The organism is Caballeronia sp. Sq4a (genome assembly GCF_023170545.1).
In the GTDB taxonomy this organism is placed as follows: domain Bacteria; phylum Pseudomonadota; class Gammaproteobacteria; order Burkholderiales; family Burkholderiaceae; genus Caballeronia.
Window position 1 is genome coordinate 619,527 of the sequence record NZ_CP084250.1, and the last position, 13,361, is coordinate 632,887.

Consider the following 13,361-nt stretch of genomic DNA (forward strand, 5'->3'; position numbering starts at 1 on the left):
GAATGTGTCTTACGATGACGCCGGAACGCGTCAGGCAAGCGGCGGATACAATGCTCGGCATGATCGCCACTCGAACCTTGCGCCGCCCGCGCGTGCTGATCGTCGGATGCGGCGATGTCGGGCTGCGCGTGTTGCCGCTCTTGCGATCGCGCGCCGCGTCCCCCCGCGTGATCGCGCTCACGCATCATCCGGAACGCGCCGCCGAACTTCGTGCCGCGGGCGCGTTGCCGATTGCCGGCGACCTCGATGCGAAGCGCAGCCTTCGCAGGCTCGCGGGCATCGCGCCGCACGTGCTGCATCTTGCGCCGCCTCAGCGCGAAGGCGACACCGACCGCCGCACGCGTGCGTTGCTCGCGGCCTTGCGCGCGCCGCGCCGTTCGGTCGCGCGTGGCGCTCAGGCCGCCGTTGCCCGGCATCGTGCTTGGCGCGCATCGACTTTCATTGTACCCGACGCCCCTTTTGGAGCCACATCGGGAGCCATGCCTTATCGCTTCGTGTATGCGAGCACGACGGGCGTCTACGGCGACTGCGGCGGCGCGCTGATCGACGAAACGCGGCCTGCGCGGCCGGAGAACGAGCGCGCGCGGCGGCGCGTGTCGGCGGAGCAGCAGTTGCGCCGCGTGGGCGCGCGAAGCGGCTGGCGCGTTTCCATCGTCCGGATTCCCGGCATTTACGCGGAGAATCGCCTGCCGCTTGCGCGCATCGAACGGGCGATGCCCGCGCTCATCGAACGCGACGATGTCTACACGAATCACATTCACGCGGACGATCTCGCCGCGATTCTCGTGCGCGCGCTCGGGCGCGGGCGGGCGCAGCGCGTCGTGAACGCGTCGGACGACACGGATTTGCGCATGGCCGACTATTTCGATCGCGTCGCCGACGCGTACGGTTTGCCGCGCGTGCCGCGCATCACGCGCGAGGAGGCGGAAGCGCGTCTGGAACCGCTCACGCTCTCGTTCATGCGCGAGTCGCGCCGTCTGTCCAACGCACGCATGAAGCGCGAGTTAGGCTACGCGCTGCGTCATCCGACCGTGGACGACTTCTTGCGCTCTCGCGCCGGTACGACGCTGCGCTAGATCAGCGCGGGAATCGTTTCGAGCAGGACGAAGCACATCAGCGCGCCGATCAGAGCGCCGATGAGGTTCGGCGAGTAGCGGTGACGCACGTGCATGACGACACCCAATACCCCGATCACGACCGCGCTCGACGCCACGAACGCGATCAGCGCGACGCTCATGTGGGAAGCCATGATGCCCTCCTGCTTTCTTCTAGTGATTTTGATTCCGTAAGACGAGTATATGAGCGCCGCGCGCAGAAGGCATGCTGCGGCGCAGCGGCGAGGCATCGGGGCTTGTACCGATTGGCGTGAAGATTGGTGGCTGCGGGGCGCGTCAGTCGTGGGCGCGCAGTGCAGCGAGATCGGCGCTGTCGAGCCCGCGCCATTCGCCTTCCGCGAGCGATGCCGGCAGCGCATAACCGCCCACGCGCTCCCGATGCAGCTTCTCCACGCGATTCCCCGCTGCCGCGACCATCCGCTTCACCTGATGGTATTTGCCTTCGAGCACGGTCAGTTCGAGCAGCCGTTCGTCGCGGCGAAGCGCGGCCAGCGCGGCGCTGGGTTTCGTTTCGCCGTGCAGCAGCACGCCGTCGCGCAGGCTGGTGAGTTGGGCGTCGTCGAGCGGGTGGCGCAGCGTCGCGAGATACACCTTCGGCACCTTGCGCTTGGGCGACGTCAAGGCGTGGACGAACGCGCCGTCGTCGGAGAAAAGGAGGAGGCCCGTCGTATCCTGATCGAGCCGGCCGACCGGCTGCACGCCACGCTCGATGAGTTGCGGCGGCAACAGGTGAAATACGCTCAGATGATGTTGCGGATCGCGCGAGCATTCGTAGCCCGCGGGCTTGTTCATCGCGATATACGCCTTCTCGCGATACGTCCACACGGTGCCGTCGACTTCGAAGTCCGGCGATTCAGCGACCGCGACATCGGCGTTCGGATCGCTGCATACCTCGCCGCCGATGCGCACGCGGCCCTCCGCGATGATGCCGCGACATTGACGGCGCGAGCCGAAGCCTTGCGAGAAGAGGAGTGATTCGAGGTCCATCGGACGAGTGAGGACGGAGGGCGCATTTTAGCAAGCGGGAGCGCGTGAACGCGCGAGGTCAGTCACCGGCATGCGCTGTCGGCTGAGCTGCGCGGCTGCGGTTGCCCTCGGCGGAGAGGCGGGCGGGCGGCCGATCGCTGTCGGCTAAGCCGCGCGGAGGCGAGTTGTCTGAGCCGAACAGGCGCGGGCGCGGTCGATCGCGGCATCGCATGCGCGTTCGGTGCTGTCGGCGAAGCCGCGCGCCGGCCAGTTGTCCTCGTCGAACGGGCGGGGGACGGCCGATGGCCGCATGGCACGCGCGTTCGGAGCTTTCGGCCAAGCCGCGCGGAGGCGAGTTGTCTGAGTTGAACAGGCGCGGGGACGGTCGATCGCCGAATCGCATGCGCGTTCGGTGCTGTCGGCTAAGCCACTCGCCGGGCAGTTACGTGCGTCGAACAGGCGCGGACCGCTGCTTCCTCAGTGCGCGTCGCCGCGACCCTTCGCCACCGTCGGCACGCCCAAGCCGAAGATCGTGAACGTCGACGGCGAGCGGTCCTGCTGGCTCGCCGTGGCGACATGCCTGCCTGCGGCGCTCCAGCGTCCGTCGAAGGTCATGGCTGCCGGCATCGGCGCGGGCAGCGCGCTCGCCTGACGGAAATACGCGGTGTTGGCTTCGGCCTGGGCGGCGGTCGCCTGGCGCAGCAGCGTCTGCGTCTGCGGATTGCGCGGATCGAGCGCCACCGCGCGGCGCGCGTTGCGCACGGCGCAGGCGGGCTCCTGCTTCACCGAGCATGAGCGGGCGTTGGCCATCGCGCTGTCGCGTGCGCGCTCCTGACGCGCGACATCGGCGGCCAGTTGTTGGATCTCCGGGCTCAGCGCCTGATTCGCGTACAGGCCGCGCATGTGGCGGCGCGCTGCGGTTAGGTCGTGAGCGGCCAGCGCCTGCTTTACCGCGACGATGTTTCGCGCGACCGCGGGCGATGCTTTTTGCGGCGAGTTGTCTTGGGGGCGTGCGGTTGTGCTTGCGTTGGCGTTTGCTGCCGGTAGCGTCGGCTTGTCGGCCATGGCCGTCTGCGACTGCGGCGCGAGACTCGGACGGTTCGCCGGCAGCGATGCCGTCGGCGAGGCTTGCGCCGGGCGCGCGGCCGGCTCTTGCGTTCGCGGCACGAGGTTAGACGCTGAACCGCTTCCCGACAGCGATGCCATCGGCGAGACCGGCGCCGGGCGCGCAGCGGCATCTTGCGACTGCGGCGCGAGGCCAGACGCTGGACGGTTCGCCGACAGCGATGCCATCGACGAAGGTTGTGCCGGATGCGTCGTCGTCATTTGCGGCTGAGAAGCGAGGCTTGGCGCCAAGCCGTTCGCCGGCAAAGCAGCCATCGGCGAAGCGGGCGCCGGATGCGTCATCGCCGTCGCATGGGCCTGCGGTTCGGCGTGGGGCGCTGGCGCAGTCATCGGCAACGAAGACATCGGCGCATGGGAACCGCTCGGCGTCGCATCGGCCTTTGACTGCGCGCGTTCGCTCGCAGCCGGACCAACAGGAACGTTGGCCGCGAGAGCGGACGCAGGCGGCACGGACTTGGCGGGGGCTGTCGGCGCGGCGCCAGTGAGCGGAGCTGCTGCTGCCGACGCGGAGAAGCCTGCACCGGCTGCTGCAGTGGCATCGGCTACCGCCGTTGGCGTCGACGAGCGCGGCGCAGCGCCATTCTTCGACGCAGTATTGTCCGTCGACGGCGCGACCGTAGGCCCGACCGCCGCGACCGCGTTGGCAGGCGCAGACGTGCGCGCGTGCGCAGCAGTCGCCGACGCTGCTGGCGGGACCGCCGCGCCTGCTAACCCGACCGAGTTTGCAGAGGCGGAAGCGCGCGCTTGCATCGAAGTCGCCGACGTTGACGATGCTGTGGCGTTGTCAGTTGATCGCGCGATTGTGGGTGCGGCCGGCGCGACCGCGCTTGCAGACGCGGAGGCGCGCGGTTGCGCCGAAGTCGCCGACGTCGACGTCGCGGCGCTGTCCGTCGACCGCGCGACTGTGGGCGGTACCGTCGCGGAAGCGCGTGCTTGCGCCGAAGTCGACGATCCCGACGTCATAGCCCTTTTATCCGTCGATGGCGCAACCGTAGGTTGAGCCGTCGCGCTCGCGGACGCGAACGTGCGTGCATGCGAACCTGCCGCGGATGAAACATCCGCCGACCGTCGCTGCGAAACGACGGGTCCGGCCGCAGTGTCACCCTTTAACGACGCTTGACCTTGCCCGAGAGAATCCGCCGCCGATCCACTGCGCGATGCGCTCCCAGTCGCGGCGTGCGCCGGCGCGTCGTCGCTCGATGCATCGCTCCCGCGACGCTCCAGCGCCGGACGCTCCGCGTCGGCATGGCTGTGCGCTTCCGAAGCTCGATCGCCGACCAATCCCGCCGCGCTGGCCGACTTCGCCGGCGCGACGTCCGCGTCCTGCTGCGCATAGAAGTACCCGCCTGCCGCCGCGCCCGCGACGACGCCGCTCACCAGCACCGCCAGCATCTTGCGCGCCGGCCGTCGCGCCGGGGCGGCAGGCTCGTCGCCCGGCTCGACGAGGCTCGGATAAGACGTCACCATCTTTCGACGCGCGAGCCGCGTGAGCCAGTTGGTGTTGCGCAGATCGACGATATCGTATGTCTCCTCGATGGGCGCAACGGCCGCCGCGTCGGCGACGGTCGTGAAGACGGCACCGTGGCGATCCGCGCCGCAGTACGGGCAGGTCGCCTCGCCGGTAGGCGAAATGGCGTGGCAGCGGCCGCAGATGACGGCGTCCAGCGTCAGCGAAGATTCGGATTGCGTCATGGCGCGCTCGTTCGAGTTATGGCTCGCGCAACGCGCGAAGCGAGATCACGGCAGCGGTGTATCCATTGCAACCGAAAGCCGGTTGCCCGCAGGCGCGTGCCCTCGTGACACGCCCCGCGCCGGGATGCCGCGACGCCGATGCAGAGCCCATTCTTGCGACGCAAGCGGCAACGCGTCTAAGCGATTGCGCACATTCGCGTCATCATCGCGTCAGGGAAAACGCGGGGTGCGTGCGTTCGGCATCTCACGACGAACGCACGTGCTGTCGTGCGTTCGGGAGCGGGCGGAACGATGAGTACGCCTGTGCTTTGTCGGACGGCTCCGCGCGCCAATAGGGCGATAGGCGCGGTAACGCCGTCGATCGGTGCCGGACCGGACAGCCTGAAGATCGAACGTGTCGGGATCGGTAAGGACCGCGAAGCAATGCGCAAGGCAACGTGAGCGTGGGCTCGGCGCTTTCGTCCGTGCGCCGAGTGTCCGCGATACAAAGCGCGAAGGCCAGACGCGCGGCCCAAACGCAAAAAAGCCGCTCGATGAGCGGCTTCTTCGAAAAATCCGTGGTGCCCAGGGCCGGAATCGAACCGGCACGCCTTGCGGCGGGGGATTTTGAGTCCCCTGCGTCTACCAATTTCACCACCTGGGCATGCTGAGTCGGCGATTATGACCCAAAACCGCGCGCTCGGCAAGCAGCGCCGGTTGTCCGCGAATTACTGGCTCAGATACGTGAACGCCCCGTTGCGGACGATGCCCATGACGCTCGCGCGCTGATCGAGGCCGACGTGGTCGCTCGCGCTCGTATTGACGACGCCGTTCGGCACCACCAGCTCATGCGCGTGCTCCAGTTCCGAGCGCAACGCCACGCGAAATTCCTTCGTTCCCGGCTTGCCCGCCTTCAGCGCGCGCGTCGCCGCGTCCTGCAAGCGCGGATAAACGCCCGCCGCGTCGCCAGCGAACTGCGTCACCGTGCCCTTGCCGTACTTGTCCTCGTAAGCATCGACGAATGCGAGCGCCGCCTTCTTCGACGGGTGATCGGCCGGCAGCGTGCGCGCGACGACCACCGGCTGCGTCGGAAAGAGCGTGCCTTCCACATCTTTGCCGCCGAGCTTGATGAACTCCGGCGTCGCGATGCCGTGCGTCTGGTAGATCGCGCCCTTGTAGCCGCGCTCGACGAGCGTGCGTTGCGGCAGCACCGTCGGCGTGCCCGCGCCCGCGATCAGCACGGCGTCGGGCTTGGCGGCCATCAGCTTGAGAATCTGGCCGGTGACGCTCGCGTCCGTCCGGTTGAAGCGTTCGGTCGCGACTATCTTGATATGGCGAAGATCGGCGAACTTCGTGAATTCGGACAGCCAGCTATCGCCGTAGCTGTCCGCGAAACCGATGAAGCCGACCGTCTTCACGCCGTGGTTGGACATGTAGCGCGTCATCACGTCGGCCATCGCGCGGTCGGTCTGCGCCATCTTGAACGCCCAGACCTTCTTGCCTTCCTGCGGTTCGACCACCGACGCCGAGCCGATCAGCGTAATCATCGGCGTCTGATATTCGGCGACGGGATCGAGCGCCGCGAGCGCGGCCGGCGTGATGTTCGGCCCGACGATCACGTCGACCTTGTCCTCGGTAATCAGCTTGCGGATATTGCGCACTGCCGCGCCGGGGTCCGAGCCGTCGTCGAGAATGATGTACTGCGCGTCCTGTCCCGCGATGGTCTTCGGCCACATCAGCATCGCGTTCTTGCTCGTGATGCCGATGGCGGCGGCAGGCCCCGTGCTCGACAAGTCCACGCCCACCTTGATCTGCGCGTGCGCGGCGGCGGGCAACACCGACAGCACAGCCAGCGCGGCGCCGCAGGCGAGCCGGCGCGTAATTTTCGACAACGTCATCGGAAAGCTCTCCAGGGAAGTTCGTGTTTTTGTGATCGGCGTTGCGCCGTCGCCTTCAGAGTCAGAGTTCGTAGCTTTCGTGCTCGCCGGAGAGCGCCTGTTCGATCAGCTTCCGGTTCATCGAGGGCGAAAGCAGCTCGACGAGCGTATACACATAGCTGCGCAGATAGGCGCCTTGCTTGAGCGCGAGCCGCGTGACGTTCGTGCCGAACAGATGCCCGACCGGCATCGCGCGCAAATGGCGGTCGCGCTCGGGATTGAACGCGATATCTGCCATGATCCCGACGCCGAGCCCCAGTTCGACGTAAGTCTTGATAACGTCCGCGTCGATGGCTTCGAGCACGATATCCGGCGTCAGATTGCGCAACTGGAACGCGTGGTTGATCTTCGTGCGCCCGGCGAACGCCGCTTCGTACGTGATGAGCGGGTACTGCACGAGATCGTCGAGCGTGAGAAGCTTGCGTTCCAGGAGCGGATGCTCGGGCAGCATGACCGCCAGATGCTGCCACTGGAAGCAGGGCAGCGAGACCAGTTCCTTATAGTTGGCGATGGCTTCGGTGGCGATGGCGATGTCCGCCTGATCGTGAATGACCATCTCGGCAACCTGCGTCGGGCTGCCTTGCAGAATGGACAGATGCACTTTCGGGAAGCGTTTCTTGAATTCGGCGATGGCCGACGGCAGCGAGTAGCGCGCCTGCGTGTGGGTCGCCGCGATCACGAGATTGCCCTGATCCTGCGCCGCGTAATCCTTGCCGACGCGCTTGAGGCTTTCCACTTCCTGCAGGATTTTCTCGACGGAAGCGAGAATGATGCGCCCCGGCTCGGTCAGCGACCGGACGCGCTTGCCGTGCCGCGTGAAGATTTCGACGCCCAGCTCGTCTTCCAGCTCGATGATCGCCTTCGACACGCCCGGCTGCGATGTGTACAGCGCCTTCGCGGCTTCGGTCAGGTTGAAGTTCTGCCGCACGGCCTCCCGCACGAAGCGGAACTGATGCAGATTCATTTATAACCCACGCGCATATCAAAGTAATTTTTCAGTCGTTTGCAATATATAGCAGGTTTATTACTATCAGTCCAATTTTTCCAATATCGATAGCTGTTTTCGTCATTAGCAAATGAGCGTTCCGTCTGAACGCTGTGCGCGCCGGCGAATCAATGGATATCTGACGCGCGGCGCAACCTAGGGCGCCGGCGGCTAAACAAAAACTTGGGGCCCCCGAATGTACCAATACGATCAGATCGACCAGCGAATCGTTGACGAACGAGTCGCGCAGTACGCCGATCAGGTTCGCCGGCGTCTGTCGGGCGAGTTGAGCGAGGAAGAATTCCGTCCGCTGCGGCTGCAAAACGGCCTGTACATGCAGCGCCACGCATACATGCACCGCATCGCGATTCCGTACGGCAACCTGCGCAGCGACCAGTTGCGCATGCTCGCCACCATCGCGCGGGAGCACGACCGCGGCTACGGCCACTTCTCGACGCGCACCAACATCCAGTTCAACTGGATCGAGCTAGAAGAAACGCCGGAAATCCTGCGCAAGCTGGCGTCGGTGCAGATGCACGCGATCCAGACGTCGGGCAACTGCATCCGCAACATCACGGCGGACCAGTTCGCGGGCGTGGCGCCGGACGAAACCGTCGATCCGCGTCCGTGGGCCGAAATCATGCGCCAGTGGTCCACGTTCCACCCGGAATTCGCGTGGCTGCCGCGCAAGTTCAAGATCGCCGTCTGCGGCTCGGCGGAAGACCGCGCGGCCGTGCAGATCCACGATCTCGGCGTCTATCTGAAGAAGAACGCGCAGGGCGAAGTCGTCGCGAGCATTCTCGCGGGCGGCGGGCTCGGCCGCACGCCGATCATCGGCGCGGTCATCAAGGAAGACCTGCCGTGGCAGCACTTGCTCACGTACTGCGAAGCCGTGCTGCGCGTCTATAACCGCTACGGCCGCCGCGACAACATGTACAAGGCGCGCATCAAGATTCTCGTGAAGGCGCTGTCGCCCGAGAAGTTCGCGAAGCAGGTCGAAGAAGAGTGGGCGCATCTGAAGGATGGTCCCTCGACGCTCACGCAGGACGAAGTGGACCGCGTGTCCAAGTTCTTCGCGCCGCCCGTCTATGAAAAGCTGCCGGACACGGACGCCTCGTATGAGAAGCATCTGATCGAAAGCAAGCCGTTCGCGCGCTGGGTCGAGCGCAACGTGCGCCCGCACAAGATTGCCGGCTACGCGGCGGTCACGCTGTCGCTGAAGCCGACGGGCGTCGCGCCCGGCGACGCCACCGACAAGCAGATGGACGAAGTCGCCAATCTGGCCGATGAGTTCTCGTACGGCGAAATCCGCGTCTCGCACGAGCAGAACCTGATTCTCGCGAACGTGAAGAAGCGCGATCTGTACGCCGTCTGGGAGCGCGCGAAGGCGATCGGCCTCGCGGCGGCGAACATCGGCCTGCTGACGGACATCATCTCGTGCCCGGGCGGCGATTTCTGCTCGCTTGCGAATGCGAAGTCGATTCCGATCGCGCAAGCCATTCAGGAACGCTTCGACAACGCCGACTATGTCTACGACCTCGGCGACCTGTCGATCAACATCTCGGGCTGCATGAACGCGTGCGGTCATCACCACGTCGGCAACATCGGCGTGCTGGGCGTCGATAAGGACGGCTCCGAGTGGTATCAAGTGACGCTCGGCGGCGAGCAAAGCTCGGGCGCGACCGGCGCGCATCTCGGCAAGGTCATCGGACCGTCGTTCTCTGCGCACGAAATGCCGGACGTCGTCTCGAGCGTGATCGACACCTTCGTCGAGAACCGCCTGGAAGGCGAGCGTTTTATCGAGACGTTCGGCCGCATCGGCATCGCGCCGTTCAAGGAGCGCGTGTACGCATCGCGCCAAGCCCACGCTTAAGGATCTGCAGATGACGTTGATTATAAAAAACCGCGCGGTCGTCGAAGACGATTTCACCGTCGTGCGCGCGGGCGAAGACGGCGTGCTCCCGGCCGCCGATGCGCTTCCCGCAGGCAAGGTGATCGTGCCCTTCGCGCTGTGGAAGGGCGCGAAGGACGCGCTCGTGGCATCGCGCGCGAAGGAGTCGCTCGGCGTGTGGCTGGCGCCTGACGACGAACCCGCCGACCTCGCGCCGGATTTCGACAAGATCGCGGTGATAGCGGTCGATTTCCCGGTGTTTCGCGATGGCCGCGGCTTTTCCATCGGCCGCCTGCTGCGCGAGCGCTACCACTGGACGGGCGAGTTGCGCGCCATCGGCGACGTGCTGCGCGATCAGGTGTTCTTCCACTACCGCTGCGGCTTCGACGCGTTCGCCGTGCGCGCGGACAAGGACATCAACGACGCGCTCAACGCGTTCAACGAATTCAGCGAGCTGTACCAAGGCGCGACCGACAACCCGGAACCGCTCTTCCGCCGCCGCGCCGCGGTGCTCGCCACGCTCGGAGCCTGAGGCATGACGCCAGAACTGCAAGCCAAGGTTGAACGCCTCGACGCGCTGCTCGATTCGATCGCAGCGCGCCACGAGCGCGTCAAGCTAGCCAGCAGCCTCGCCGCCGAAGACATGGTGCTCACGCACGCCATTCTTTCGCGCAAGGTCGGCATCGGCATCTTCTCGCTGAACACGGGGCGTCTGCACGCGGAAACGCTCGGCATGATCGACCGCGTGAAGGAACGCTACGGCTACGACATCGAACAGTTTCATCCGCAGCAAGCCGCTGTCGATGAATACGTGCGCGATCATGGCCTGAATGCGTTCTACGAGAGCATCGACCTGCGCAAGGGCTGCTGCCATATCCGCAAGGTCGAGCCGCTCAACCGCGCGCTCGCCGATGTCTCCGCGTGGGTCACGGGCCAGCGCCGCGAGCAGTCGGTGACGCGCGCCGAACTGCACGAAGAAGAGCACGACGCGCCGCGCGGCATCGCGAAGTTCAATCCGCTCGCCGACTGGACCGAAGCGGACGTGTGGGACTACCTGAAAGCCTTCGACGTGCCGGTGAACCCGCTGCATGCGCGCGGCTATCCGAGCATCGGCTGCGAGCCGTGCACGCGCGCCGTGCGTCCCGGCGAGGACAGCCGCGCGGGCCGCTGGTGGTGGGAATCGCGCGATACGAAGGAATGCGGCCTGCACATGACCAACATCAGCAGCATCAAGATCGTCCAGGAAGCGCCGAGCTCCGCGATCTGACAAGGCGCACAGACGCCGCCTGAACCCTGTTACTGAACGCGGCTTGGCGAACCATGCCGCACAAAAAAGGATCGACGAACATGAGCACCACGCTCGACCCCAACGTCACCGCCCCGATCGTCAATCAGGCGACGCGGATGGACCACCTCGACTGGCTCGAAGCCGAGTCGATCCACATCCTGCGCGAACTCGTCGCGGAGTGCAGCAAGCCCGCGCTACTGTTCTCGGGCGGCAAGGATTCGGTCGTCGTGCTGGCGCTCGCGTTGAAGGCGTTCGGCCTCGGCGGCAACCGCAAGACGGTGCTGCCGTTCCCGCTCGTGCATATCGACACGGGCCACAATTTCCAGGAAGTGATCGACTTCCGCGACCGTCGCGCGGCCGAAATCGGCGCGGAACTGGTCGTCGGACACGTCGAGGATTCGATCAAGAAGGGCACCGTGCGCCTGCGCCGCGAGACGGATTCGCGCAACGCCGCGCAAGCGGTCACGCTGCTCGAAACCATCGAGCAATACGGCTACACGGCGATGATCGGCGGCGCGCGCCGCGACGAAGAGAAGGCGCGCGCGAAAGAGCGCATCTTCTCGTTCCGCGACGAATTCGGCCAGTGGGACCCGAAGGCGCAGCGCCCGGAACTGTGGAGCATCTACAACGCACGTCTGCATGCGGGCGAGCATCTGCGTGTGTTCCCGATCTCGAACTGGACCGAGCTCGACGTGTGGCAGTACATCGCGCGCGAGAAGCTGGAACTGCCGTCCATCTACTACGCGCACGATCGCGAAATCGTGCGCCGTAATGGGCTGCTGGTGCCGGTGACGCCGCTCACGCCGGTGCGCGAAGGCGAGACGCCGGAGATTGCGCAGGTGCGTTTCCGCACGGTCGGCGATATCAGCTGCACGTGCCCGGTGGCGAGCGACGCCGACGACGTCGAGAAGATCATCGCCGAAACGGCCGTGACCGAGATTACCGAGCGTGGCGCCACGCGCATGGACGATCAAGCGTCCGAAGCCGCGATGGAACAGCGCAAGAAGCAAGGCTATTTCTAAGCATCACGCTCCGAGGAACCAACGAATCATGAGCATCTATCAAGCGGAAGACCTGGGCGTGTTGCGCTTCATCACGGCGGGCAGCGTCGACGACGGCAAGAGCACGCTGATCGGCCGCCTGCTGTACGACAGCAAGGCGGTTCTGTCCGACCAGTTGTCGGCCATCTCGCGCGCGAAGAACAAGCGCACCGTCGGCGATGAAATCGATCTGTCGCTGCTCACGGACGGTCTCGAAGCCGAGCGCGAGCAGGGCATCACCATCGACGTCGCGTATCGCTACTTCGCGACCGCCAAGCGCAAGTTCATCATCGCGGACACGCCGGGCCACGAGCAATACACGCGCAACATGGTGACGGGCGCATCGACGGCGCACGCCGCGATCATTCTCGTCGACGCGACGCGCGTCACGTTCGAGAACGGCGAAGCGCAACTGCTGCCGCAGACCAAGCGCCACAGCGCCATCGTGAAGCTGCTCGGCCTGCAGCACGTGATCGTCGCGATCAACAAGATGGATCTGGTCGAGTACAGCGAGACGCGCTTCAACGAGATTCGCGATGCGTATGTCGCGCTCGCGCGTCAACTCGGTCTCGAGCATGTGCGCTTCGTGCCGGTGTCGGCGCTGAAGGGCGACAACATCGTGAGCGCGAGCGAGCGCATGCCGTGGTACGCGGGTGAGCCGCTGCTCGATCTGCTCGAATCGCTGCCGGTCGCGCAGCCGAACGAACAGGCGCTGCGGTTCCCGGTGCAATGGGTCGCGCGTCAGGACGGCTCGCAGGCCGACGACTTCCGCGGCTACATGGGCCGCGTCGAAGCGGGCGAGGTGCGCGTGGGCGATGCGATAAGCGTGCTGCCGGCGAATCGCCAGGCGACGGTCGCGGAGATAATCGCGCCGGTGCCGGGCGGCGTCGCGTCGGTGAATCGCGCGTTCGCGGGCCAGACGGTGACCATTCGCCTGACCGAAGACGTGGACGTGTCGCGCGGCGATACGTTCGTGCCGGCGACGGCGACGGTGGCCCCGGCGAAGAAGCTCGAAGCCGATCTGTGCTGGTTCGACGAAGAGCCGCTTTCGCCGCAGCGCAAGTATCTGCTGAAGCAGACGACCAATACCGTGTTCGCGCGCATCGGCGCGGTGAAAGAGGTGCTGGACGTGCACACGCTGTCGCATTCGGTGGACCGCACGACGCTCGCGATGAACGACATCGGCCGCGTGGCGCTCACGCTGCAAAAGCCGATCGTCGCGGACGAGTACGATACGCATCAGGGCACCGGCGCGTTCGTGCTGATCGACGAGGCGACGCATCACACGGTTGCGGCCGGTATGATTCGCGAAATCGCGGCGTAAAGCTTGATGACGGACGGAA

12 protein-coding genes and 1 tRNA gene are annotated in these 13,361 nt (G+C 65.8%); 7 read left to right on the forward strand and 6 right to left on the reverse strand.

Annotated features, from left to right (window positions below):
- The first annotated feature begins 59 nt into the window (after positions 1–59).
- The gene (locus tag LDZ24_RS02845; RefSeq protein ID WP_248321458.1) at positions 60–1,076 is read left to right on the forward strand and encodes an NAD-dependent epimerase/dehydratase family protein; all 1,017 of its coding nucleotides are present in this window, start codon (positions 60–62) and stop codon (positions 1,074–1,076) included.
- Here the strand turns inward: LDZ24_RS02845 and LDZ24_RS02850 are convergent.
- The 3 genes from LDZ24_RS02850 to LDZ24_RS02860 form a co-directional block, all read right to left on the reverse strand.
- A complete protein-coding gene (locus tag LDZ24_RS02850; protein ID WP_248321459.1) occupies positions 1,073–1,249 on the reverse strand; it encodes a hypothetical protein in 177 nt (58 codons plus the stop codon). The genes LDZ24_RS02845 and LDZ24_RS02850 overlap by 4 nt on opposite strands.
- 142 nt (positions 1,250–1,391) lie before the next feature.
- Positions 1,392–2,102, reverse strand: coding sequence for a pseudouridine synthase (locus tag LDZ24_RS02855; protein ID WP_248321461.1), 711 nt, complete (start codon positions 2,100–2,102; stop codon positions 1,392–1,394).
- A gap of 456 nt (positions 2,103–2,558) precedes the next feature.
- Positions 2,559–3,248 (reverse strand): hypothetical protein, encoded by a 690-nt coding sequence (locus tag LDZ24_RS02860; RefSeq protein WP_248321462.1) that lies wholly within the window; start codon positions 3,246–3,248, stop codon positions 2,559–2,561.
- A gap of 412 nt (positions 3,249–3,660) precedes the next feature.
- On the opposite strand from LDZ24_RS02860, the gene LDZ24_RS02865 reads away from it, so the two are divergent.
- Entirely contained in the window at positions 3,661–4,206 is a 546-nt protein-coding gene (locus LDZ24_RS02865; RefSeq protein ID WP_248321464.1) for a hypothetical protein, read from the forward strand.
- A 1,250-nt stretch (positions 4,207–5,456) separates the two neighbouring features.
- Here LDZ24_RS02865 and LDZ24_RS02870 read toward each other — a convergent pair.
- From LDZ24_RS02870 to LDZ24_RS02880, 3 genes are all read right to left on the reverse strand, one after another.
- Positions 5,457–5,541: transfer RNA gene (locus LDZ24_RS02870), tRNA-Leu, on the reverse strand.
- A gap of 64 nt (positions 5,542–5,605) precedes the next feature.
- Entirely contained in the window at positions 5,606–6,775 is a 1,170-nt protein-coding gene (locus LDZ24_RS02875) for an ABC transporter substrate-binding protein (protein ID WP_248321466.1), read from the reverse strand.
- A 61-nt stretch (positions 6,776–6,836) separates the two neighbouring features.
- Positions 6,837–7,778 (reverse strand): CysB family HTH-type transcriptional regulator, encoded by a 942-nt coding sequence (locus tag LDZ24_RS02880; protein ID WP_175939669.1) that lies wholly within the window; start codon positions 7,776–7,778, stop codon positions 6,837–6,839.
- Between the two features lie 217 nt (positions 7,779–7,995).
- Between LDZ24_RS02880 and LDZ24_RS02885 the strand changes: the two genes are divergently transcribed.
- The 5 genes from LDZ24_RS02885 to LDZ24_RS02905 all read left to right on the forward strand — a co-directional run bounded on the left by LDZ24_RS02885 (position 7,996) and on the right by LDZ24_RS02905 (position 13,342).
- The gene (locus tag LDZ24_RS02885; protein WP_248321468.1) at positions 7,996–9,672 is read left to right on the forward strand and encodes a nitrite/sulfite reductase; all 1,677 of its coding nucleotides are present in this window, start codon (positions 7,996–7,998) and stop codon (positions 9,670–9,672) included.
- A 10-nt stretch (positions 9,673–9,682) separates the two neighbouring features.
- A complete protein-coding gene (locus LDZ24_RS02890; protein WP_248321469.1) occupies positions 9,683–10,222 on the forward strand; it encodes a DUF934 domain-containing protein in 540 nt (179 codons plus the stop codon).
- A gap of 3 nt (positions 10,223–10,225) precedes the next feature.
- Entirely contained in the window at positions 10,226–10,957 is a 732-nt protein-coding gene (locus tag LDZ24_RS02895; RefSeq protein ID WP_248321470.1) for a phosphoadenylyl-sulfate reductase, read from the forward strand.
- A gap of 80 nt (positions 10,958–11,037) precedes the next feature.
- On the forward strand, positions 11,038–12,000 hold the full coding sequence (gene cysD / locus LDZ24_RS02900; RefSeq protein ID WP_206467713.1) for a sulfate adenylyltransferase subunit CysD: 963 nt from the start codon (positions 11,038–11,040) through the stop codon (positions 11,998–12,000).
- A gap of 28 nt (positions 12,001–12,028) precedes the next feature.
- Positions 12,029–13,342 carry a sulfate adenylyltransferase subunit 1 gene (locus tag LDZ24_RS02905; protein WP_371747380.1) on the forward strand — a complete coding sequence of 438 codons (1,314 nt, stop codon included), beginning with the start codon at positions 12,029–12,031 and terminating at the stop codon, positions 13,340–13,342.
- Positions 13,343–13,361: the final 19 nt, after the last annotated feature.

What these genes read in the sequence shown, in the direction of transcription:
- LDZ24_RS02855 (WP_248321461.1), bottom strand. Translation starts at nt 2,102, where the DNA reads ATGGACCTCGAATCACTCCTCTTCTCGCAAGGCTTCGGCTCGCGCCGT.
- LDZ24_RS02850 (WP_248321459.1), bottom strand. Translation starts at nt 1,249, where the DNA reads ATGGCTTCCCACATGAGCGTCGCGCTGATCGCGTTCGTGGCGTCGAGC.
- LDZ24_RS02885 (WP_248321468.1), top strand. Translation starts at nt 7,996, where the DNA reads ATGTACCAATACGATCAGATCGACCAGCGAATCGTTGACGAACGAGTC.
- LDZ24_RS02845 (WP_248321458.1), top strand. Translation starts at nt 60, where the DNA reads ATGATCGCCACTCGAACCTTGCGCCGCCCGCGCGTGCTGATCGTCGGA.
- LDZ24_RS02895 (WP_248321470.1), top strand. Translation starts at nt 10,226, where the DNA reads ATGACGCCAGAACTGCAAGCCAAGGTTGAACGCCTCGACGCGCTGCTC.
- cysD (WP_206467713.1), top strand. Translation starts at nt 11,038, where the DNA reads ATGAGCACCACGCTCGACCCCAACGTCACCGCCCCGATCGTCAATCAG.
- LDZ24_RS02890 (WP_248321469.1), top strand. Translation starts at nt 9,683, where the DNA reads ATGACGTTGATTATAAAAAACCGCGCGGTCGTCGAAGACGATTTCACC.
- LDZ24_RS02875 (WP_248321466.1), bottom strand. Translation starts at nt 6,775, where the DNA reads ATGACGTTGTCGAAAATTACGCGCCGGCTCGCCTGCGGCGCCGCGCTG.
- LDZ24_RS02880 (WP_175939669.1), bottom strand. Translation starts at nt 7,778, where the DNA reads ATGAATCTGCATCAGTTCCGCTTCGTGCGGGAGGCCGTGCGGCAGAAC.
- LDZ24_RS02905 (WP_371747380.1), top strand. Translation starts at nt 12,029, where the DNA reads ATGAGCATCTATCAAGCGGAAGACCTGGGCGTGTTGCGCTTCATCACG.